Origin of the sequence: Methylomonas sp. AM2-LC (genome assembly GCF_039904985.1) — a bacterium.
Lineage (GTDB): Bacteria > Pseudomonadota > Gammaproteobacteria > Methylococcales > Methylomonadaceae > Methylomonas.
On the sequence record NZ_CP157005.1, the window covers coordinates 2,328,493 to 2,345,244 of the forward strand.

Here is a 16,752-nt window from a genome sequence, read left to right on the forward strand (position 1 = left end):
CCAGATGATGACAAGTAAGCTGTGTCAGAATTTTGATGTAGATACCATTCGTTATGAATGCAGTCTGATTAATTTTCAACGGGGTCAATTGTATTTTGAAGAAAAGCGTTTGCTTGAATTTAGCATAGAAGATGAAGAAGATAGCAGCGTAACCTTGGTGTCTCGCGTTAAAGGCACACATCAGCATGCCTATAAGCAAAATATTTTTATTGCATGGCGGGAAGATTTACAAACCGTCAATATTTCCGGGCAATGCAGCTGTCCCATGGGCTATAACTGCAAACATGTGGTGACGGCTAGTCTGGAATACTTAAAGCGCTTGCAGGCAATTGCTTCTCCCTCTACTGCCACCGCCTGTTTCGACTGGTTGGAAAGTCTGGATGTAGATGGCGAAGAAGCGATACTGGATAACACCGAGTTTATGGCTTATGTGTTGAAATATAACCCAGTTACCCATCAGCTATGGGTTGATCTTTTGGTGACAAAAACCAAGAAAAATGGCGGTATCACCAAAGGTCGCGATCTTAATATCAATAATTTAAAATACAGTTTAAATTATAACTATAAACTGCCCCCGTGTTTACGCGAACACGATATCGAAATTATTAAGCTGTTACTCAGCAATTCCGGTAATACCTATCAGTTGCAAATAAAAGGTTGGTCAGGGGCTTATGCCTTGGAAAAAATGCTGGAAACCGGGCATTTATATTGGGATAGCCATAAAAATACACCTTTTCAGCACGCACCAATCAGAAGCCTTAACTTTGATTGGCAGTTAAATGAGCAGGGCGCTTATGAATTAAAAGTATTTACCCAACCCCCGGCATTGCTGATAGACACCGTTCCCGCCTATTTTATCGATCATGATACACATCAAATAGGTTTGATCGATTGTCAGGAATTACCCGTCAATCAGCTCAGTAAACTGCTAACAGCGCCCCCAGTACCCGAGCAATTGGCGCAACAGTTCAGTCAACGACTGGTGGTCGACTATCCGCACATTAAACTGCCCACGCCGGCTAAATTATCCATTCAGGAGCTGTCTGGCCTTGATGCAAGCCCGCATTTGACTTTGCAAGGTGTGGTGAATGCAGATGAGCAATTTATCCATCAGCTACAACTGGACTTTGTTTACGCGACGCATCGCATTCCGGGTTATCGTGCCGAAACCTATACCATGCTGCAAACACCGCAAGGTTATTTGCGTATCGAACGGCAAATAGAGCGCGAACAACAGTTTATGGATAGCTTGCTGGCTTGTGGTTTTGAGTTGGAAGACGAAGAGACGCGTACCCGTTTGTTATTTAAAACCCCAGACACCGATCTCAGTTCGCAAGCCCAGCTTTGGCATGCATTTTTACACGAGCAACTACCCGCTTTACAAGAGCAGGGCTGGCAGGTCGAGTTTGATCCCAGTTTTCAAATGATTTTTCAAAATGCAGACCACTGGGATGCAGAAATTGCAGAATCAGGCAATGACTGGTTCGAAATGCGTTTTAATGTCGATATCAATGGTCAAAAACTGCCCTTGCTACCCATACTGATGCCGGTACTGGAAAAATATGCACCCAATGAACTGCCAGAGATATTGACCTTACCGCTATCCGCCCATCAATATTTAACCTTGCCCAGTGCCAAGCTTAAACCCTTTCTGGATGTACTTTACGAACTGTTCAATTATTTGGGATTGGACAAACAAGAGCCATTAAGGCTGTCGCGTTTTGATGCGGCCGGGCTGGCCACGTTGGAAACACATAGTTATGGCTTGTTTTCCATTTCAGGTGGCGCAGACTTACTGGCACTAGGTCGAAAATTAATCGATTTTAAGGGGATAGCCGAGGTAGAAGTGCCGCAACAACTGAATGCGGTGTTGCGTAACTATCAAATGCAAGGCTTAAACTGGTTGCAGTTCCTACGCGAATACCGCTTTGGGGGTATTTTGGCAGATGATATGGGCTTGGGTAAAACGCTGCAAACCCTGTGTCATTTGCTGGTGGAAAAAATCAGCGGGCGTATGACAGCACCCTGTCTGATAATTGCCCCTACCAGTTTAATGAGTAACTGGCGGCGTGAGGCGGCGCGCTTTACCCCCAATCTAAAAGTGCTCATTTTGCAAGGTACAGATCGAAAAGAACTGTTTGATAGCATTCAGGATTATGACCTAGTATTAACCACCTATCCACTGCTGCCGCGTGACGAAGAATATATTCTGGCAAAGCGTTACTATTATTTGATACTGGATGAAGCGCAAATTGTCAAAAATCCTAATGCCAAGGCGGCAAAAGTCGTGCGTGCCATTCGTACCGAACATCGTCTGTGTCTAACCGGTACGCCCATGGAGAATCATCTGGGCGAATTGTGGACGCAATTTGATTTCTTAATGCCGGGTTTTCTGGGTGATAGTAGCGATTTTAAACGCCGTTACCGCACGCCGATAGAATTACATGGCGATAGCGAACAACGCCAACGCCTATCAAAACGCATTACACCGTTTATGTTACGGCGCACCAAGCAGGGGGTGGTGGAAGAATTACCGGCCAAAACCGAAATTATTCGTGCCGTGGCGCTAGGGCCAAAACAAGCCATGCTTTATGAAAGCATCCGTCTAACCATGGAACAGCGCGTGCAACGTGCCATTGCTGAAAAAGGCCTGGCGCGTAGCCACATTACCATATTAGATGCGCTGTTAAAATTACGCCAAACCTGTTGCGATCCACGTACCTTACCGCTAGAACAGGCCAGAAAAGTCAACGAATCCGCCAAACTAGAGTTATTGATGGAAATGTTGCCAGAAATGCTGGAAGAAGGGCGGCGAATTTTGGTGTTTTCGCAATTTACGCGCATGATCAGTCTCATAGAGCAAGAGTTAAATGCGTTAAATATTGCCTATAGCAAACTAACCGGACAAACCCGGCAGCGCGACGATGCCATCGAGCGCTTTAAAAGCGGTGCCGCCGATGTGTTTTTAATCAGCCTGAAAGCAGGTGGGGTGGGGTTAAACCTGACCGAAGCCGATACCGTCATCGTGTACGATCCATGGTGGAATCCAGCAGTAGAAAGTCAGGCAGCCGACCGCGCGCATCGTATCGGACAAGAAAAACCCGTGTTTGTGTATAAGCTGATAACCGAAAATACTGTAGAAGAAAAAATTATCGCCATGCAAGAGCGCAAACGCGCCCTGGCAGATGGGGTGTATGCGGGCGATAAAGAGGAAGGCAATTTTAAATTAAGTGCAGATGATTTACGTTTATTGTTCGAGCCTTTAGCGTAAAAATGTAGCCTGGATGCAATGCAATGAAATCCGGGGGATCGAAGCTAACACCGTTGCATTCATTGAGATGCGGTATGTTACGAAATGCTGCATGGTTTAAGCAATCTCATGTGTCTGGATGGCGGTATGTGATATTCTTAATCGTACATCACTCGAACGCTGCGCCTAATGGCAGCTGTATAGTGTGCATTATCGGCTTAGATAATGTGTATGTAAGTGTGTTAGCCTATCAGTAGATTGTATAACGAGGCGTTTTATGCAAGACATACGTTGGAAACAACGATTTAATAACTACCTCAAAGCTTTTCAAACGCTGATAGAGGCGGTGGAATTATCCAAACAGCGCAAATTATCAAAACTGGAAGAACAGGGGGTAATTCAGAGTTTTGAGTTTACTCATGAATTGGCATGGAATGTCTTGAAAGATTACCTAGAGGATAAAGGCATTGTAGGATTGATTGGTACAAAAGACGCTACGCGCTTTGCCTTTAAAAACGGACTGATTGAAGCTGGTGACGACTGGATGAAAATGATACAAGCCCGGAATTTGACATCCCATGCCTATAGCCCCGACATCGCCAAGCAAGTGGTTGATGATATTCTTCTGCGCTTTTATCCTGCCTTTGTTAACTTCGCGCAAAAATTCAACCAGTTTTATGAGTTACCAGACTGATGCATCATGGTTTAAGCGATGAAACCTTGCAAAAAATCCGTGGCGTTTTTGCACACTTTCAGGCAATTGAAAAAGCAGTTTTGTACGGATCACGCGCTAAAGGCAATTACAAAACCGGGTCGGATATCGATCTGGTTTTGTATGGTACAGAACTCACTGCAGATAGGCTTTGGCAGATAATGGATGCTTTGGACGATCTAATGCTCCCTTATTGCATTGATCTATCGCTATTTGCACAGCTGGATCATGAACTGCTTATAAAGCATATTGAACAGGCTGGTAAGGTATTTTATGAACGTAGTGTGTAGCGTTGGTGGGGATAAATTCAAGCCACTTAGTGATGTTTTGAGCCTAATTCAAACTAGTCCCATTGATTTTAAATATTTTTACGACGAGTTACCCACCCCACCATAGTTAAACCCAGCATCATTAACACCCATTCTTCCGCTTCGGGCACTGGTGATGAATTTAAGCTAACTGAGCTTACTGAACCAGAAATGGTAGTTCCGTCTAAGATGGTAAGCCCGTCATTTAAAGATAAATACATAGCGCCTAATATATGATTTTTAGGAGCATAGGTTCCACTCGCGGTAAAGTCCAACTTCTGTAATAACGGTTGGGAAGAACTATCATCCTGAAGATACGCCGTAGCGGTGTTACCAAAGGTATCGGTAATGCCCGATTCAATTTTATTGGCATAATTGGGGTTGATATGTATAGCATTATAAACAGAATAGTCGGCGGTAAATGTGGTTGAGTAACCCGCTGTAGTAAATACTACCGTTTCTGCACCCGCAGGTACTCCTTGATCGGTATAATATGCTGGCCCAAGATATGCGGTAGTAGACTGGCCTGGCACAGTATACGTATAAGCCTCATTAGCATTCCAGGAAAAAGTTTCAGTATAAGATTGCCCGCTTAGACCGCTAATACTTGAATACGAAATAACACCCTGATATTCAATAAAAGGAGTTGCATTAGCCGTTCCAAAAGTAACAAAACCTATTGCAATTAAGGTGATATTTTTCATTAGTCTTTCCTCGATATTTTAGGCGTTTAATGATTCTCTCAGATTGGGCTATATTATACAAACTTAAAATATAATATTGTCAATAGGTAGTGATAATACTGAGTTGACAAACAAATTATTGCTTATCAGCGCTGCCATTTCTACATTTTAAAGTTAAGGCCCCAAAGGTTAAAGGCTGCTTTATATAGGCTTCAATTCTCGGTATTCTCTGTATTCAAAACAGACTATATTGGCAAGTTTTACTTGAATTGCGCTTAAAAAATCTGTAAAACACCCCCTATACGCACATCTGTACTGATCTGGAAATTCTATGTTGCATCAAATTCCGTTTCCGCTTGAAAATTTTGAAAGTTACTGTCAAGGATTGCATCGGGTTGGGGTTGATCCAGGGTTTGTCATGTACACCAATCATCATGCCGGTAATCACCAGCCCGCCGCGCGTTTTTTAGCTACTCAACATTTTGATGTTGCGCAAAGCTATATCAATAACTCTAGTGACGAAAGCTTTAAACAATTGGTTGCAGCCGGGATATTGCTGGATACAGAATGGGATAGAAATACCCAACACTGGATGCTGATTGCGTTTGAGGGTTGGGAAGTATTGCATTCCGCGTTTAGTCGCCTGCATGTAAAATCCGGCAAGAACCTGCAAGAATTAACCGGTGTGTATGGGTTAGACATAACCGAAATTGAAGAATAAATCTAAGCGCCTAGCAATAAGCATTTAACCCGCTTTAAGGATTCAAGATTAGATTGAGGCTGGCTATTAAGGCCTTATGCAGCGGTTCGTGCCTCACCATCCTACATAATTACTTGCTGGCTTTCTAATTTAATAGTTAAGACATCCTTTGACCCAGTTGACTGTCCGTTATTCGGCTAACAATTTGGCTTCACCGAAACACCATTCCTATAGCATGGCAATAAAGAATCATACTGAAATATGCTGGAGGTCAGCATTCTTCTTATATGAAAATCAGCCAATGAAAATAAAGCGTCATACTGATCCAGCATAAAAACACATCACCAAAGAAAATTTGAGTAATAACGATTCATACCTACTTGATTCTCATGGTTAGCTAGACTAGACTAACTACGTGTTTTTTGGAGAATGTAATGCAAACTGTAAATATGTTGCAAGCCAAGTCCTCTCTGTCCCGCTTAGTAGAGGCAATCGAGCAAGGGAAGGAGCGTGAAATCGTGATTGCCCGGAATGGCCGCCCAGCTGCCAAACTTGTTCCGATGGATACTGCACCCTCCGGGAAGCGGATTGGTGTAGCAAAAGGCTTGTTCGTGGTGCCGGATAGCATCGATGCACATAACGACGAAGTGGTTCAGTTGTTCATGGGCGAGGTGTAATCTTGAATCTGCTGCTGGATACTCACGTCGCGCTATGGGCTATCACGGATAGCCCAAAATTGTCGCAAAAGACGCGTGATTTGATTACGTCGCCCAAAACCACCGTTTGGGTCAGCGCCGCGAATGTCTGGGAAATTGCAATCAAGCATTCGTTAGGTCGAGGCGACATGCCGGTTTCTAGCCAAGACGCAATGCGCTATTTTCAGGAATCTGGTTATCGCTTCCTCGCCGTCGAGGCGGAGCATGCGATTGCCGTCGAAGAGTTGCCTGCGCACCACCAAGATCCGTTCGACCGCATTCTTGTGGCTCAGGCACTCGTAGAACCGATGCGTTTAATGACCCACGATCCCTTGGTGGCAGTCTATAGCGACACAATCATCAAGATTTAAGACTCGATTGATTAGTGCTTATTAGCACCGTATAAGGGCCATAGGCTGGGTTGAAGTAACGAAACCCAGCTTCGAAGCGACAAACCGCACAAAAAAAATATTCCCAATTTTGATCGCTAATACTAGGCAATGCCGCCCAATCAAGTGTATACACCCCCTTTCTAACCCAGCGATGAAAAGTGGAATGCGGCCAAATGCGTGCATTATCAAATAGCCCTCGTACACGGTAATATCTAACGCCCAGAGTCCGTTAATTAATAACTTTCCCTCGCTACAATAATCCGCATAAGCTTAAAATGTCGTTTTATTAATCACTACTGCCTTTAAAAGTTTTACCACTTACCAGGTTTTTGCTATTTACCACAGACACTATTGGCAAAGTAATGAGTGGGCTTTGCTTTATGCTATCTTTAAGTGAGCTTACAGATAGAACATTTTGGTTAAATTTTAATTGCAATGAGATTTTTCACACTTTTTTCTGCTTTTCGTGTTTTTTTTGTGGTGGTGCTCACAGTTTCTGTTTGAATATAAATGGAATAATTATCAAAAAATTACCGACCGACCATTGGAAACCTAATTAGATCATCACACTCCAGTTAGGATAGCTGTTTCCCCTGTAATGGTCAGTCTCCATAACTGACAGTGCAAGGCACTGGATTTACGCAATACAGGGATAGAATGAACCCGATTACCCATGTGTTATTAGTTGAAGATCAAGAAATTATCGCAACTGTGATTGCTGATCTTTTAAGTTTGCAGGGGTTTCAAGTCAGTGTTTATGCCGATGGGCTGTTAGCCTGGGAACATTTGCAAAACACAGCGATTAATTACGACCTAATATTATTGGATATTAATATACCCAGCCTGGACGGCATGCAATTATTGGTTCGTATTAAGAATGATAGTCGCTTAGCAAATATTCCTGTCATTTTTGAAACCGGAATCGAAGATAAAGAATCAATACGTGAAGGTTTGCAAAAAGGTGCTTATTATTTTTTAACTAAACCTATCCAACCCGATTTATTGCTGGCGGTGGTTAACGCGGCTATTCAGCAAAAAATTGAATTTAGCGCCATGGTGGCAAAAGTAAAAAGGGCAGAGCGTCCACTGGCCTTACTACAAAACGGCATTTTTCATTTTCGAGAGCTGGATGAAGCGCGCCTACTGGCTAATTATCTGGCGATCGCTTGTCCAGACGCAGAACGAAGCGTAATTGGTTTGCAGGAGCTATTAATCAATGCCGTTGAACACGGCAACCTGGGGATCACTTATCAGGAAAAATCGAGATTATTATTGAGTAACCGCTGGCAGCAAGAAGTGGCTGGCCGCTTAAATATGCCCCAATATAGTCAGCGTTTTGTTGAAGTACAATTTGAACGGCAAGCTCAGGCGATTCGCTTTATGATTACAGATCAAGGTCAAGGATTTAACTGGCATGAATATCTGGATTTTTCTACAGAACGCGCTTTTGATTTGCATGGACGGGGTATCGCTATGGCAAAATTAATGAGCTTTGATCAGTTACAGTATCAGGGCAATGGAAATACGGTTATTGCCACGGTGCATATTTGATGTGCCGTGACTTATTTTCACTGTTAGTGGCTGCCTGGCTGCCAGCAATGCGTAAAAGGGCGGGCTAGTGAATAAGCATTCCACAACTCAGCGCTCCCATAATCAGACTTTAAAGCCTTTAATCAACTTTATTATTTGTACCTTGCTCTTCAGATTAATTGCAGAGCTTGTGCTGCGATACTGGTTTGCTGATCTATTGCTGTTACATTATGCAGGCTTACTGGTCGATGCTACCTTCATCGTGGTGGGTTCTTGGGTGCTTTATCGCATAGTCATACAGCAGTTTACTGTTGCCATCGCACCAGGTATTACGCAGATTTTCTCTCGAGTGGACGCCGAAAATAGCCAGAATATCGCGACCGAAATTTTAAATGCGTCTACGGATGCCATTTTTGCCAAAGATCTGCAAGGCCAGTACTTGCTGTTTAATCAAACCTTTGCGGCCGCTACAGACAAATTGGCGGATGAGGTGTTACAAAGTGATGCCTCGTTATTATTTCCACATGAGCAGGCGGAGCTGGTAAGCACTCATGATCAATTAGTGTTGAGTACTCAGCAGGTGTTATCGTTTGAAGTTACTTTGTCAACAGTGACGGGGGATCGTACCTATCTAAATACCAAAGGCCCATTACACGATGCCACAGGACAGGTCATTGGGGTGTTTGGTATTTCGCGCGATATTACAGAACGTAAATTGGTGGCACAAGCACTCACAGACAACGAAGTATCACTTCAGGAAGCACAGAACATCGCCGGTTTGGGTAGTTATGTGCTGGATATTAAAACCGGCATGTGGTCTTGCTCTAATCTATTGGATGATATATTGGGTATTGATCGGGATTACGAACATTCATTAGAGGGCTGGAAACGCTTATTGCATCCTATGGATAGGGATATGATGAGCCGCTATGTTGAGCAAAGTTTACTTAAGCAGGCTAAACCCTTTAATAAAGAATATCGCATTATCCGGCATAACGATCAGGCCTTACGCTGGGTGCATGGTATGGGCAGATTGGAATTTAATGCGCAGGGACAGCCTATTAAATTGCGTGGCACCATACAGAACATTACCCAACGTAAACTGGAGGAAGCTTTTTTGCAGCAACTTCAGGAATCGGCTTTAGTTAAGCAAAAACAGGCTCATTCCGATGCGATACAATTGATGCTGGATGCACAGATGGCGCGTAACAGCGCAGAATTGGCCAATCTGGCTCTGCAAAAAAGCGAACAACAGTTATTAATGGCGCAGGAAGCCGCGCAAGTCGGTATTTGGGAATGGGATTTACTCACCCAGCAATGTTATTTTTCCCCCGAATATTCCAAACTGTATGGATATGATTCTGCACAAGGAATTACGAGCAATGATGAGTGGCGGGCGCTGGTGCTGCCTGAGGATTTGGCCGTCATTGATGCCGTATGGGATAGTCATATTTTAAAAGGAGAACGATTTGAAGTGGAATTTAGAGCGCGCTGTTTAAATGGTGAACTGCGTTGGTTTGTCAGTAAAGGCAAGGCGCTATATGATGCCGATGGCACGCCAGTACGTCTGTCTGGCATTAATCTGGATATAACGATACGTAAACAAACAGAACAGCAATTGCATATATTGGTACAAGCTGTGGAACAAAGTTCTGAAGGAATTATTATTACCAATATGCATTACGAAATTGAATATGCAAATCAAGCGTATTTACATAACTGCGGCTATTCATTTGCGGAATTAATAAGACAAAACCCGCGCATACTTAATTCTGGAAAAACCCCTAAAGCAACTATTAAGGCTTTTTGGGAGGCGATGCAGCAAGGTAAAAGCTGGAAAGGCGAGTTTATCAATAAACGTAAAGATGACAGTGAATATGTGGCGTTTTCACTGATTACTCCTTTGCGGCAACCTGACGGTAGCATTAGTCATTATGTATCGGTGCAGGAAGATATTACCGAAAAGAAACGTAATGCCCGCGAGTTAGACGAATATCGCTATCGGTTAGAGGCGCTGGTGGAGAGTCGCACGGCAGAATTACAAACCGCCATTGCTCATGCTCAGGCCGCCAATCAAGCCAAAACCGCGTTTTTGGCCAATATGAGTCATGAAATTCGTACGCCACTGAATGCTATTATTGGCCTTACACACTTGTTAAAACAAAGTGGCTTAAATACAGATCAGCGCACCCGTTTGGAAAAGATTGCCGCTTCAGGTCAGCACTTGCTCTCCATTATTAATGATATTTTAGACTTGTCGAAAATAGAAGCCGGACATTTACAACTAGAACTTCGAGATTTTGCCCTGGAAAGTGTATTGGATAATGTGTGTTCATTATTTTCAACGCAAGCCAAAGCTAAAGGCTTAACCATTAGCGTTGACAATGATAGTGTGCCAACCTGGTTATGGGGCGATCAAACCAGGGTACGACAGATCATGCTTAATTTTGTCAGCAATGCCATTAAATTTACAGAACAGGGCGGTATTTGCTTACGTGCTAAATTATTGGAAGAATCCCCGCAAGGTATCGGGGTACGCTTCGAGGTTGAGGATAGCGGTATCGGTATCAGTGCCGATTTTCTGCCGCATTTGTTCGATGCCTTTACGCAGGCAGATGTTTCCACCGCACGTACCTTTGGCGGAACCGGGTTGGGCTTGGCCATATCGCGGCGCGTTGCCAAGTTAATGGGTGGCGAAGTAGGGGTGGAATCAACACCCGGTGTCGGCAGTATTTTTTGGTTTACTGTGGTCCTGCAACGTGGACATGGCCTACACAGTGTGACTAAAAATACCAAGCGTGTCTCGGCAGAAACGCAATTGCGAGAGCAGTATGCTGGCACGCGTATTCTGGTGGTGGATGATAATGCCATTAACCTTGAAGTGGCTGAAGCTTTGTTGCATGCCGTTGGTTTGAGTGTTGATACCGCTGTGAATGGTGCCATTGCTGTCGAGAAAATTTTCAACCAGCAGTATGCCTTGGTACTGATGGATATGCACATGCCGGAAATGGATGGTTTACAGGCTACCCGCAAGATACGTAATAACCCACTGTTTGCTAATTTGCCCATACTGGCCATGACGGCCAATGCTTTCGATGAAGACCGTAATCGCTGTAAGGCGGTTGGCATGAACGATTTTGTGACTAAACCCGTCAATCCAGAATCCTTTTACGCTGTTTTGTTACGCTGGTTAGCCCCTGTACAAAAAGATCCCGCTTTGCAGGAACATGAACTATCAGCGTTACCCAGCCCCACTACAGTGGGGCAGAATAATTCCACGGCGGCGCAAGCTATTCCCGAACAGTGGCTAAATATACCCGGTATTAATATTCAGCAATGCATGAATGTGGTAAATGGCGATGTAGAAAAACTCCAGCGTTTACTGACCATGTTTGTTAGCGGTCATGCTAATGATATGGTGAATATATTGACAGCCATTCGCGATGGCGACAGGCCAAAGGCAAAACGTATCTCACATGCTTTGAAAGGCGTGGCGGGTACTATGGCAATGACTGATTTGTATAAAAGCGCTGAGGCGCTGGATAGGGGCTTATATCAGTCGCTGCCGGATAACGACTGCATTACCTTAGCTTTAGCGTGCGAACAACAACTGCAAAACATTGTACAAGCCATCAGGGAATAAGCGCTTAACAATCAATCCGTCTGCATTATTTACCTCCGATCGGCTAGTCCGTTCATGTTGAGCACCGTCGAACCATGAACGGACTAGCTGATGTACTAAGCCTAGATAGGATGTGCCGACGCCAGGAGGCGCATCAATCGCGGCAGATGCGCTTCACGTTGTGCAGAAAATTCTATAGTGCATTGATTTTAATTACAAAAAAAATTAAGCTGAATAGTTACAAATGTTCATTAATTGCATCAAACTCTAAAGGAAATACAGCATATACCCTAAGTAAATCAAAATCACAGCCAAAAACTCAACCTGAATGGGTAGAAAATTCGCTGGTTTTATTAGAATATTGTGTTTAGACGGGCAAACAACGCTGATTATAGTGCTGCATTCGGTATAATAGGTCTATTTAGATTTTTGAAAGGAAACGCGGCTTGTGAAAGCACAGCACAAAAAAGTCACTGTTTTAGCGCCAGCCCGGTTGCATATGGGCTTTATCGATTTAAGCGGGGCGCTGGGTCGAGATTTTGGTAGCATCGGCATTGGTCTGAACGAAATCAATACCCGCTTGAGCATCACTGCGGCAGAATCGTTAACCGTTACCGGCCAAGTGACAAAACGGGCAGAAAAATGCGCGCGGCAATTATGTCAGGCATTACAGGTTGCAGAGCAGGTGCATATTGATATTTTGAGTGCCATCCCAGAACATATAGGCTTGGGTTCGGGTACGCAACTGGCATTAGCCATTGGCATGGGCCTTAATCATTACTATCAATTAGGTCTGCAAGTACGCGATATAGCGTGTCTTACCGACCGCGGTACCCGTTCTGGTATCGGCATAGGTGTGTTTGAAAAAGGTGGTTTAATTGTCGATGGAGGCCGTGGTCCTTTAACATCCACCCCGCCGCTATTGGTACAAATGCCGGTACCTGAAGACTGGCGTTTTATTCTGGTGTTTGATCAGCGCGGGCAAGGCTTGCACGGTGAACAGGAAATTAATGCCTTTAAACAATTACCCGCCTTTCCACGCAGCGCTTCAGAACGCTTATGTTATCTATTGTTGATGCAAGCTTTGCCCGCATTAGCAGAACAGGATTTAGCCAAATTTGGTGAAGTGATTAGCTTATTGCAGACCGCCGTGGGTGAACACTTTGCGCCTGTGCAGGGCGGTATCTTTACCAGCCCGGAAGTGGCAGCAGCCATGGCTTGGTTACAAGCGCAAGGGGCGATGGCTATTGGTCAAACCTCTTGGGGGCCAACCGGCTTTTGTGCTGTGCACGGTGCAGAGCGTGCTGAAGCCTTATTGGCACAACTCAGTGCCGATTTTGCTGCCACGCAATTGACGTTTATGGTGGTTACTGCACGTAATCAAAGCGCCGAAATCCTTATTCAATAAGGTGATCATTACGGTCTGTGTTTAACTGATTATCGACCCAGCTAACCGACAGTTTGTCACCTTGTTGCAGATTTTTTAGCCGAAAACTAAAAAATGGATTTTTCGCCATACTGCCCCCCATATCCACCTCTAATACAGGTTCGGCATTAACCATGACCGTTAGTTCGGTAATAAAGTGAGCGGGAATCAAGTCATTAGTCAGCGGATCCCGATTACGACCATTTTCCATGGGGTGCATAATCAGCAAGCGTAATTCTGTGTCACTGCCTTGCGTTTCGGTTCTAATTTTAATACTCGTCATCTGTAACCCGTATCTATTGCAACGAAATTCGCCCTGGCAACTTTCATTGATGCCATTGATTTTACATCGTCATACAGGCGGCCATTAAAATGCCGGTGCTTAAGGAAAAGCTGGATAATACCCAGGCCGGACCTAGTTCATCATCAGCAATGCGTCGGCATAAATCCGCAAATAACAATCGCAAACCCCAAAATACCAACACTTGCATAAACAAGGCAAAGCCAGACCAGACCAACATGTCGAGTAGAGAAATACTGTTGGCAATTACGCCCGCCAAGGCCACGGCAAAGCCTAATACCGCACCGCTAAAAGCAATGGCGGGTGCGGTTTTGCCCTGTTTAATGAGTTCAAATTCCGCATAAGGCGTAATCCACACATAACAACAGGCAAACAGGCCGGTGAGTACAATCGCCGCTACAAAGTGCAGAAAAAACCCGTTGGCACCCGCCAATAGTTCTGCCAGATCAGTTACTTCCATCAGTTATCCTCAACAAAATAATGGGGAATAAAGCGGCTGTTATTGCCGGTAATTTCGCTGGTATCTTCGCGGATACCGATGCCAGCTGCCTGATTGGCGATAACCCAGCTGCCGATGACCGGGTAATGGCCAGCAAAGGCAGTCAAGGGGGTATATTGCTGATAAATATAACCTTCCGCACCATACGACCCTGTGGTTTCCACCACACTGGCACCACGGCGAATTTCGATATTGGCACCTTCTCGCGAGTACAAAGGTTTACGCACATAAGCCCCCAGTAATGGCTGATCGCCAAAACTGGCGGCTAACAGATTGGGGTGATCCGGGAATAGCTCCCATAACATTGGCAAAATACCTTTGCTGCTGAGCAAGAGCTTCCAAGCCGGTTCCAGTAGGGTTAAGTTTGCGCTTGGCAAATAGCGACTAAACTCATCCTGTAACAGCCATTCCCAGGGATAGAGTTTAAACAAGGCAGATATAACCTGTAACTGTTCATCCACAAACCGCTGTTGGCGCTTATCCCAACCGATTTGTGGTATCGGTAGATGCCAGGTCTGCAAGCCAGCTTGCAGGGCAGTATCGCGTAAATATTCAACATTGCCAAAATCTTCGTCGCTGCCATCCATGCTGGCAAAGTGCAGGGCAGGGTGACGATGGCGATAGTTTGCCCAGAAACTCAGCAATTTTTCATGTATGGAATTGAACTGGTCGGCTTGTGGAAAACACTCTTGTAACCAGAACCATTGCACCACACTGGCTTCCAGTAAAGCGGTAGGCGTGTCGGCGTTATATTCCAGTAGTTTTGGTGTACCAGTGCCGTTCCAGGCTAAATCGAAACGCCCATACAGGCTAGGTTCCTGTTGTTCCCACGACTGAATAATATAAGGCACGGCCCATTGCGGAATGTGTAATTTAGCAAAACCGTTGCGTCTGATGATGTGATCAACTGCACTTAAACACAATTGATGCAGTTCGTGGGTCACATCGTCCAGTAAATCGATTTGGCTGCGGGTAAAGCAATAGCAAGCCGATTCATCCCAATAGATTTCTCCACCCGGACTATGATAATGCATGCCGACGCTGCCGACGCGTGCCTGCCAGTCGCTACGGGGTGTTAAGGCAATACGCTGCATGCTTAGCCGCCGAAACCGGAAAAGAAGCGGCCAAAGCCACCAAAACCACCACGGCGTACTTCGCTTGGATTACTGTCCCAACGGCTGCCGTAACTGCTGCGGGTATATCTGCCCGAGCCACTCCCTGCGCCACCGGAGCCGCCATTGCCACCCGTAGAATTATTGGCAGTGTTACACGCTTGTGGCATGGCATTAGGATCTTGACACGGTGGTTGGGCAATACGAAAATCATTCGGGTGATTAAGGTAAGCGGCCATAGACAGACTGCTCAATACAGCCAGCGATACCTGCATGGAGCGGCGCTGGTTGGGTATGGGCGGGGCGGGGTTATGTTCCAGTGCATTACCGGTTTGTACCCAGATCTCCCAATCGGTTAAGCGTGGATAAAATCCGGCATAAAAGCAGATACCCACCAGTAGAAACACATAATAATCCAGTTTATTGCCAAAGCTTAAAAACAGCGGTAAACCTATCCATACCAAAGCATTGATGAGTAGTGCGGAGTATAAAGCGCGTTTTTGAGCGCGGCGGGTTTTGTCCTGATAACTCAGCCCAGTAGCAGATGGTGATTTAGCCAATTGGTAGAGCAAGGCATACACCACTAGCGCCAACCCCACACACAGTAACCGGACTGGTGTGGCCGATAAATGCGTGACGTAACCCGTAAACTCGGCATACTGCCAAGCAATACTGGTGGCGAAAAAGATGTAACACAATAGATTAAACAGCGTTAACACACTGGCGTAGCGAAAAGCGGCGGCTGCGCTTTCAAACTGCATGCAAGCGGCACTTTTGCCATGCACAGGTTCTGCTCTAAATGTACCGATCTGATAGGTATTGCGCTGGTAGGAATTTAACCATAGCAACATTTCCGGACCTATTAGCCAAGTATGCACATTAATAGATTCACGCCAATTTTGCGCCGAACCATGCAAGAGGCGGCGACTGTGCAGCTGCGGGTGATTGGCAACGCAGAGCGCGTTGCTGGGAAGAGTGCTGCTGAACAAATAGCCGGATTTAACGATTTGTTCTGGATAAAAACTGATACTGCGGGTATTGATGATATCGCCCAGTAACGCAATCAGGTAAACAGCCAGCAACACACAACATACTTCCAGGATATAAATCTGGCTTTGAATACCCAGCCAGCATAGCCAAAGCACCAGAGAAAAGCCCACCAGCGCCAGCAACTTTTTCCAGAGGCTGTAATAGATAGTTAATTTATTAGCTAGGGTCGAGGTGGACATGGGTGAAAAATGTTAGGGTAGTGCGGTTAGATACGCGTTAATTCCTGTTAATATGGGTTTGATATTTCTCGCGCATTGTAACCCGCCAAACCACGCCGGATTATAGTAAATATAGACTATTTGCATTATAGGGTTGGAAATCAAAATGACTCATGCGGGCATTGGGGTCAGGTCTTTCCATGACACATGCAAGTAATTTCATTTTACCGTTCGACTAACTGTTGAGCAATAACAACGTGGTAATGGTTAGTCATCAAACAAAGAGGGCATTGCGTGGGGTATTGGGGTCAGGT

At 45.0% G+C, this 16,752-nt stretch carries 14 protein-coding genes; 9 read left to right on the plus strand and 5 right to left on the minus strand.

Translation table 11 applies throughout. The features are described from left to right. Nucleotides 1-4 precede the first annotated feature (4 nt). The 3 genes from ABH008_RS10585 to ABH008_RS10595 all read left to right on the plus strand — a co-directional run bounded on the left by ABH008_RS10585 (nucleotide 5) and on the right by ABH008_RS10595 (nucleotide 4,252). The gene (locus tag ABH008_RS10585; protein WP_347989825.1) at nucleotides 5-3,271 is read left to right on the plus strand and encodes a DEAD/DEAH box helicase; all 3,267 of its coding nucleotides are present in this window, start codon (nucleotides 5-7) and stop codon (nucleotides 3,269-3,271) included. Nucleotides 3,272-3,527: 256 nt separating this feature from the next. Then, the gene (locus ABH008_RS10590) at nucleotides 3,528-3,944 is read left to right on the plus strand and encodes a nucleotidyltransferase substrate binding protein (protein ID WP_347989826.1); all 417 of its coding nucleotides are present in this window, start codon (nucleotides 3,528-3,530) and stop codon (nucleotides 3,942-3,944) included. Then, nucleotides 3,944-4,252: a nucleotidyltransferase domain-containing protein gene (locus ABH008_RS10595; RefSeq protein ID WP_347989827.1), complete on the plus strand. Its 309-nt coding sequence runs from the start codon at nucleotides 3,944-3,946 to the stop codon at nucleotides 4,250-4,252. Before ABH008_RS10590 ends, ABH008_RS10595 begins: the two co-directional genes overlap by 1 nt. A gap of 68 nt (nucleotides 4,253-4,320) precedes the next feature. Here the strand turns inward: ABH008_RS10595 and ABH008_RS10600 are convergent, their stop codons facing one another. After that, the gene (locus ABH008_RS10600) at nucleotides 4,321-4,974 is read right to left on the minus strand and encodes a hypothetical protein (RefSeq protein ID WP_347989828.1); all 654 of its coding nucleotides are present in this window, start codon (nucleotides 4,972-4,974) and stop codon (nucleotides 4,321-4,323) included. Nucleotides 4,975-5,284: 310 nt separating this feature from the next. Here ABH008_RS10600 and ABH008_RS10605 point away from each other — a divergent pair, with 310 nt between their 5' ends. The 6 genes from ABH008_RS10605 (at nucleotide 5,285) to ABH008_RS10630 (ending at nucleotide 13,300) form a co-directional block, all read left to right on the plus strand. After that, complete coding sequence (locus ABH008_RS10605) at nucleotides 5,285-5,674, plus strand: hypothetical protein (protein ID WP_347989829.1); 390 nt, start codon at nucleotides 5,285-5,287, stop codon at nucleotides 5,672-5,674. Between the two features lie 413 nt (nucleotides 5,675-6,087). Further along, complete coding sequence (locus ABH008_RS10610) at nucleotides 6,088-6,330, plus strand: type II toxin-antitoxin system Phd/YefM family antitoxin (protein ID WP_347989830.1); 243 nt, start codon at nucleotides 6,088-6,090, stop codon at nucleotides 6,328-6,330. A gap of 2 nt (nucleotides 6,331-6,332) precedes the next feature. Beyond that, entirely contained in the window at nucleotides 6,333-6,719 is a 387-nt protein-coding gene (locus ABH008_RS10615; protein WP_347989831.1) for a type II toxin-antitoxin system VapC family toxin, read from the plus strand. 678 nt (nucleotides 6,720-7,397) lie between these two features. Continuing rightward, nucleotides 7,398-8,291: a response regulator gene (locus tag ABH008_RS10620; protein WP_347989832.1), complete on the plus strand. Its 894-nt coding sequence runs from the start codon at nucleotides 7,398-7,400 to the stop codon at nucleotides 8,289-8,291. A gap of 169 nt (nucleotides 8,292-8,460) precedes the next feature. Beyond that, on the plus strand, nucleotides 8,461-11,913 hold the full coding sequence (locus tag ABH008_RS10625) for a PAS domain-containing protein (RefSeq protein ID WP_347989833.1): 3,453 nt from the start codon (nucleotides 8,461-8,463) through the stop codon (nucleotides 11,911-11,913). A gap of 427 nt (nucleotides 11,914-12,340) precedes the next feature. Continuing rightward, nucleotides 12,341-13,300: a beta-ribofuranosylaminobenzene 5'-phosphate synthase family protein gene (locus ABH008_RS10630; RefSeq protein ID WP_347989834.1), complete on the plus strand. Its 960-nt coding sequence runs from the start codon at nucleotides 12,341-12,343 to the stop codon at nucleotides 13,298-13,300. Here the strand turns inward: ABH008_RS10630 and soxZ are convergent. From soxZ to ABH008_RS10650, 4 genes are all read right to left on the minus strand, one after another. Beyond that, nucleotides 13,290-13,601, minus strand: a complete 312-nt coding sequence (soxZ, locus tag ABH008_RS10635; protein WP_347989835.1) for a thiosulfate oxidation carrier complex protein SoxZ — start codon at nucleotides 13,599-13,601, stop codon at nucleotides 13,290-13,292. The genes ABH008_RS10630 and soxZ overlap by 11 nt on opposite strands. 61 nt (nucleotides 13,602-13,662) lie before the next feature. After that, nucleotides 13,663-14,079, minus strand: coding sequence for a DUF350 domain-containing protein (locus ABH008_RS10640; RefSeq protein ID WP_347989836.1), 417 nt, complete (start codon nucleotides 14,077-14,079; stop codon nucleotides 13,663-13,665). Beyond that, nucleotides 14,079-15,212 carry a glutathionylspermidine synthase family protein gene (locus ABH008_RS10645; RefSeq protein ID WP_347989837.1) on the minus strand — a complete coding sequence of 378 codons (1,134 nt, stop codon included), beginning with the start codon at nucleotides 15,210-15,212 and terminating at the stop codon, nucleotides 14,079-14,081. The genes ABH008_RS10640 and ABH008_RS10645 overlap by 1 nt, the downstream gene beginning before the upstream one ends. A 2-nt stretch (nucleotides 15,213-15,214) precedes the next feature. Further along, nucleotides 15,215-16,459, minus strand: a complete 1,245-nt coding sequence (locus ABH008_RS10650; protein ID WP_347989838.1) for a hypothetical protein — start codon at nucleotides 16,457-16,459, stop codon at nucleotides 15,215-15,217. Between the last annotated feature and the right edge of the window lie 293 nt (nucleotides 16,460-16,752).

Excerpts from the sequence above, each read along its gene's own strand:
- ABH008_RS10645 (WP_347989837.1), bottom strand. The coding sequence starts at position 15,212 with ATGCAGCGTATTGCCTTAACACCCCGTAGCGACTGGCAGGCACGCGTC.
- ABH008_RS10600 (WP_347989828.1), bottom strand. The coding sequence starts at position 4,974 with ATGAAAAATATCACCTTAATTGCAATAGGTTTTGTTACTTTTGGAACG.
- ABH008_RS10605 (WP_347989829.1), top strand. The coding sequence starts at position 5,285 with ATGTTGCATCAAATTCCGTTTCCGCTTGAAAATTTTGAAAGTTACTGT.
- ABH008_RS10650 (WP_347989838.1), bottom strand. The coding sequence starts at position 16,459 with ATGTCCACCTCGACCCTAGCTAATAAATTAACTATCTATTACAGCCTC.
- ABH008_RS10640 (WP_347989836.1), bottom strand. The coding sequence starts at position 14,079 with ATGGAAGTAACTGATCTGGCAGAACTATTGGCGGGTGCCAACGGGTTT.
- ABH008_RS10595 (WP_347989827.1), top strand. The coding sequence starts at position 3,944 with ATGCATCATGGTTTAAGCGATGAAACCTTGCAAAAAATCCGTGGCGTT.
- ABH008_RS10610 (WP_347989830.1), top strand. The coding sequence starts at position 6,088 with ATGCAAACTGTAAATATGTTGCAAGCCAAGTCCTCTCTGTCCCGCTTA.
- ABH008_RS10585 (WP_347989825.1), top strand. The coding sequence starts at position 5 with ATGATGACAAGTAAGCTGTGTCAGAATTTTGATGTAGATACCATTCGT.
- ABH008_RS10620 (WP_347989832.1), top strand. The coding sequence starts at position 7,398 with ATGAACCCGATTACCCATGTGTTATTAGTTGAAGATCAAGAAATTATC.
- soxZ (WP_347989835.1), bottom strand. The coding sequence starts at position 13,601 with ATGACGAGTATTAAAATTAGAACCGAAACGCAAGGCAGTGACACAGAA.
- ABH008_RS10590 (WP_347989826.1), top strand. The coding sequence starts at position 3,528 with ATGCAAGACATACGTTGGAAACAACGATTTAATAACTACCTCAAAGCT.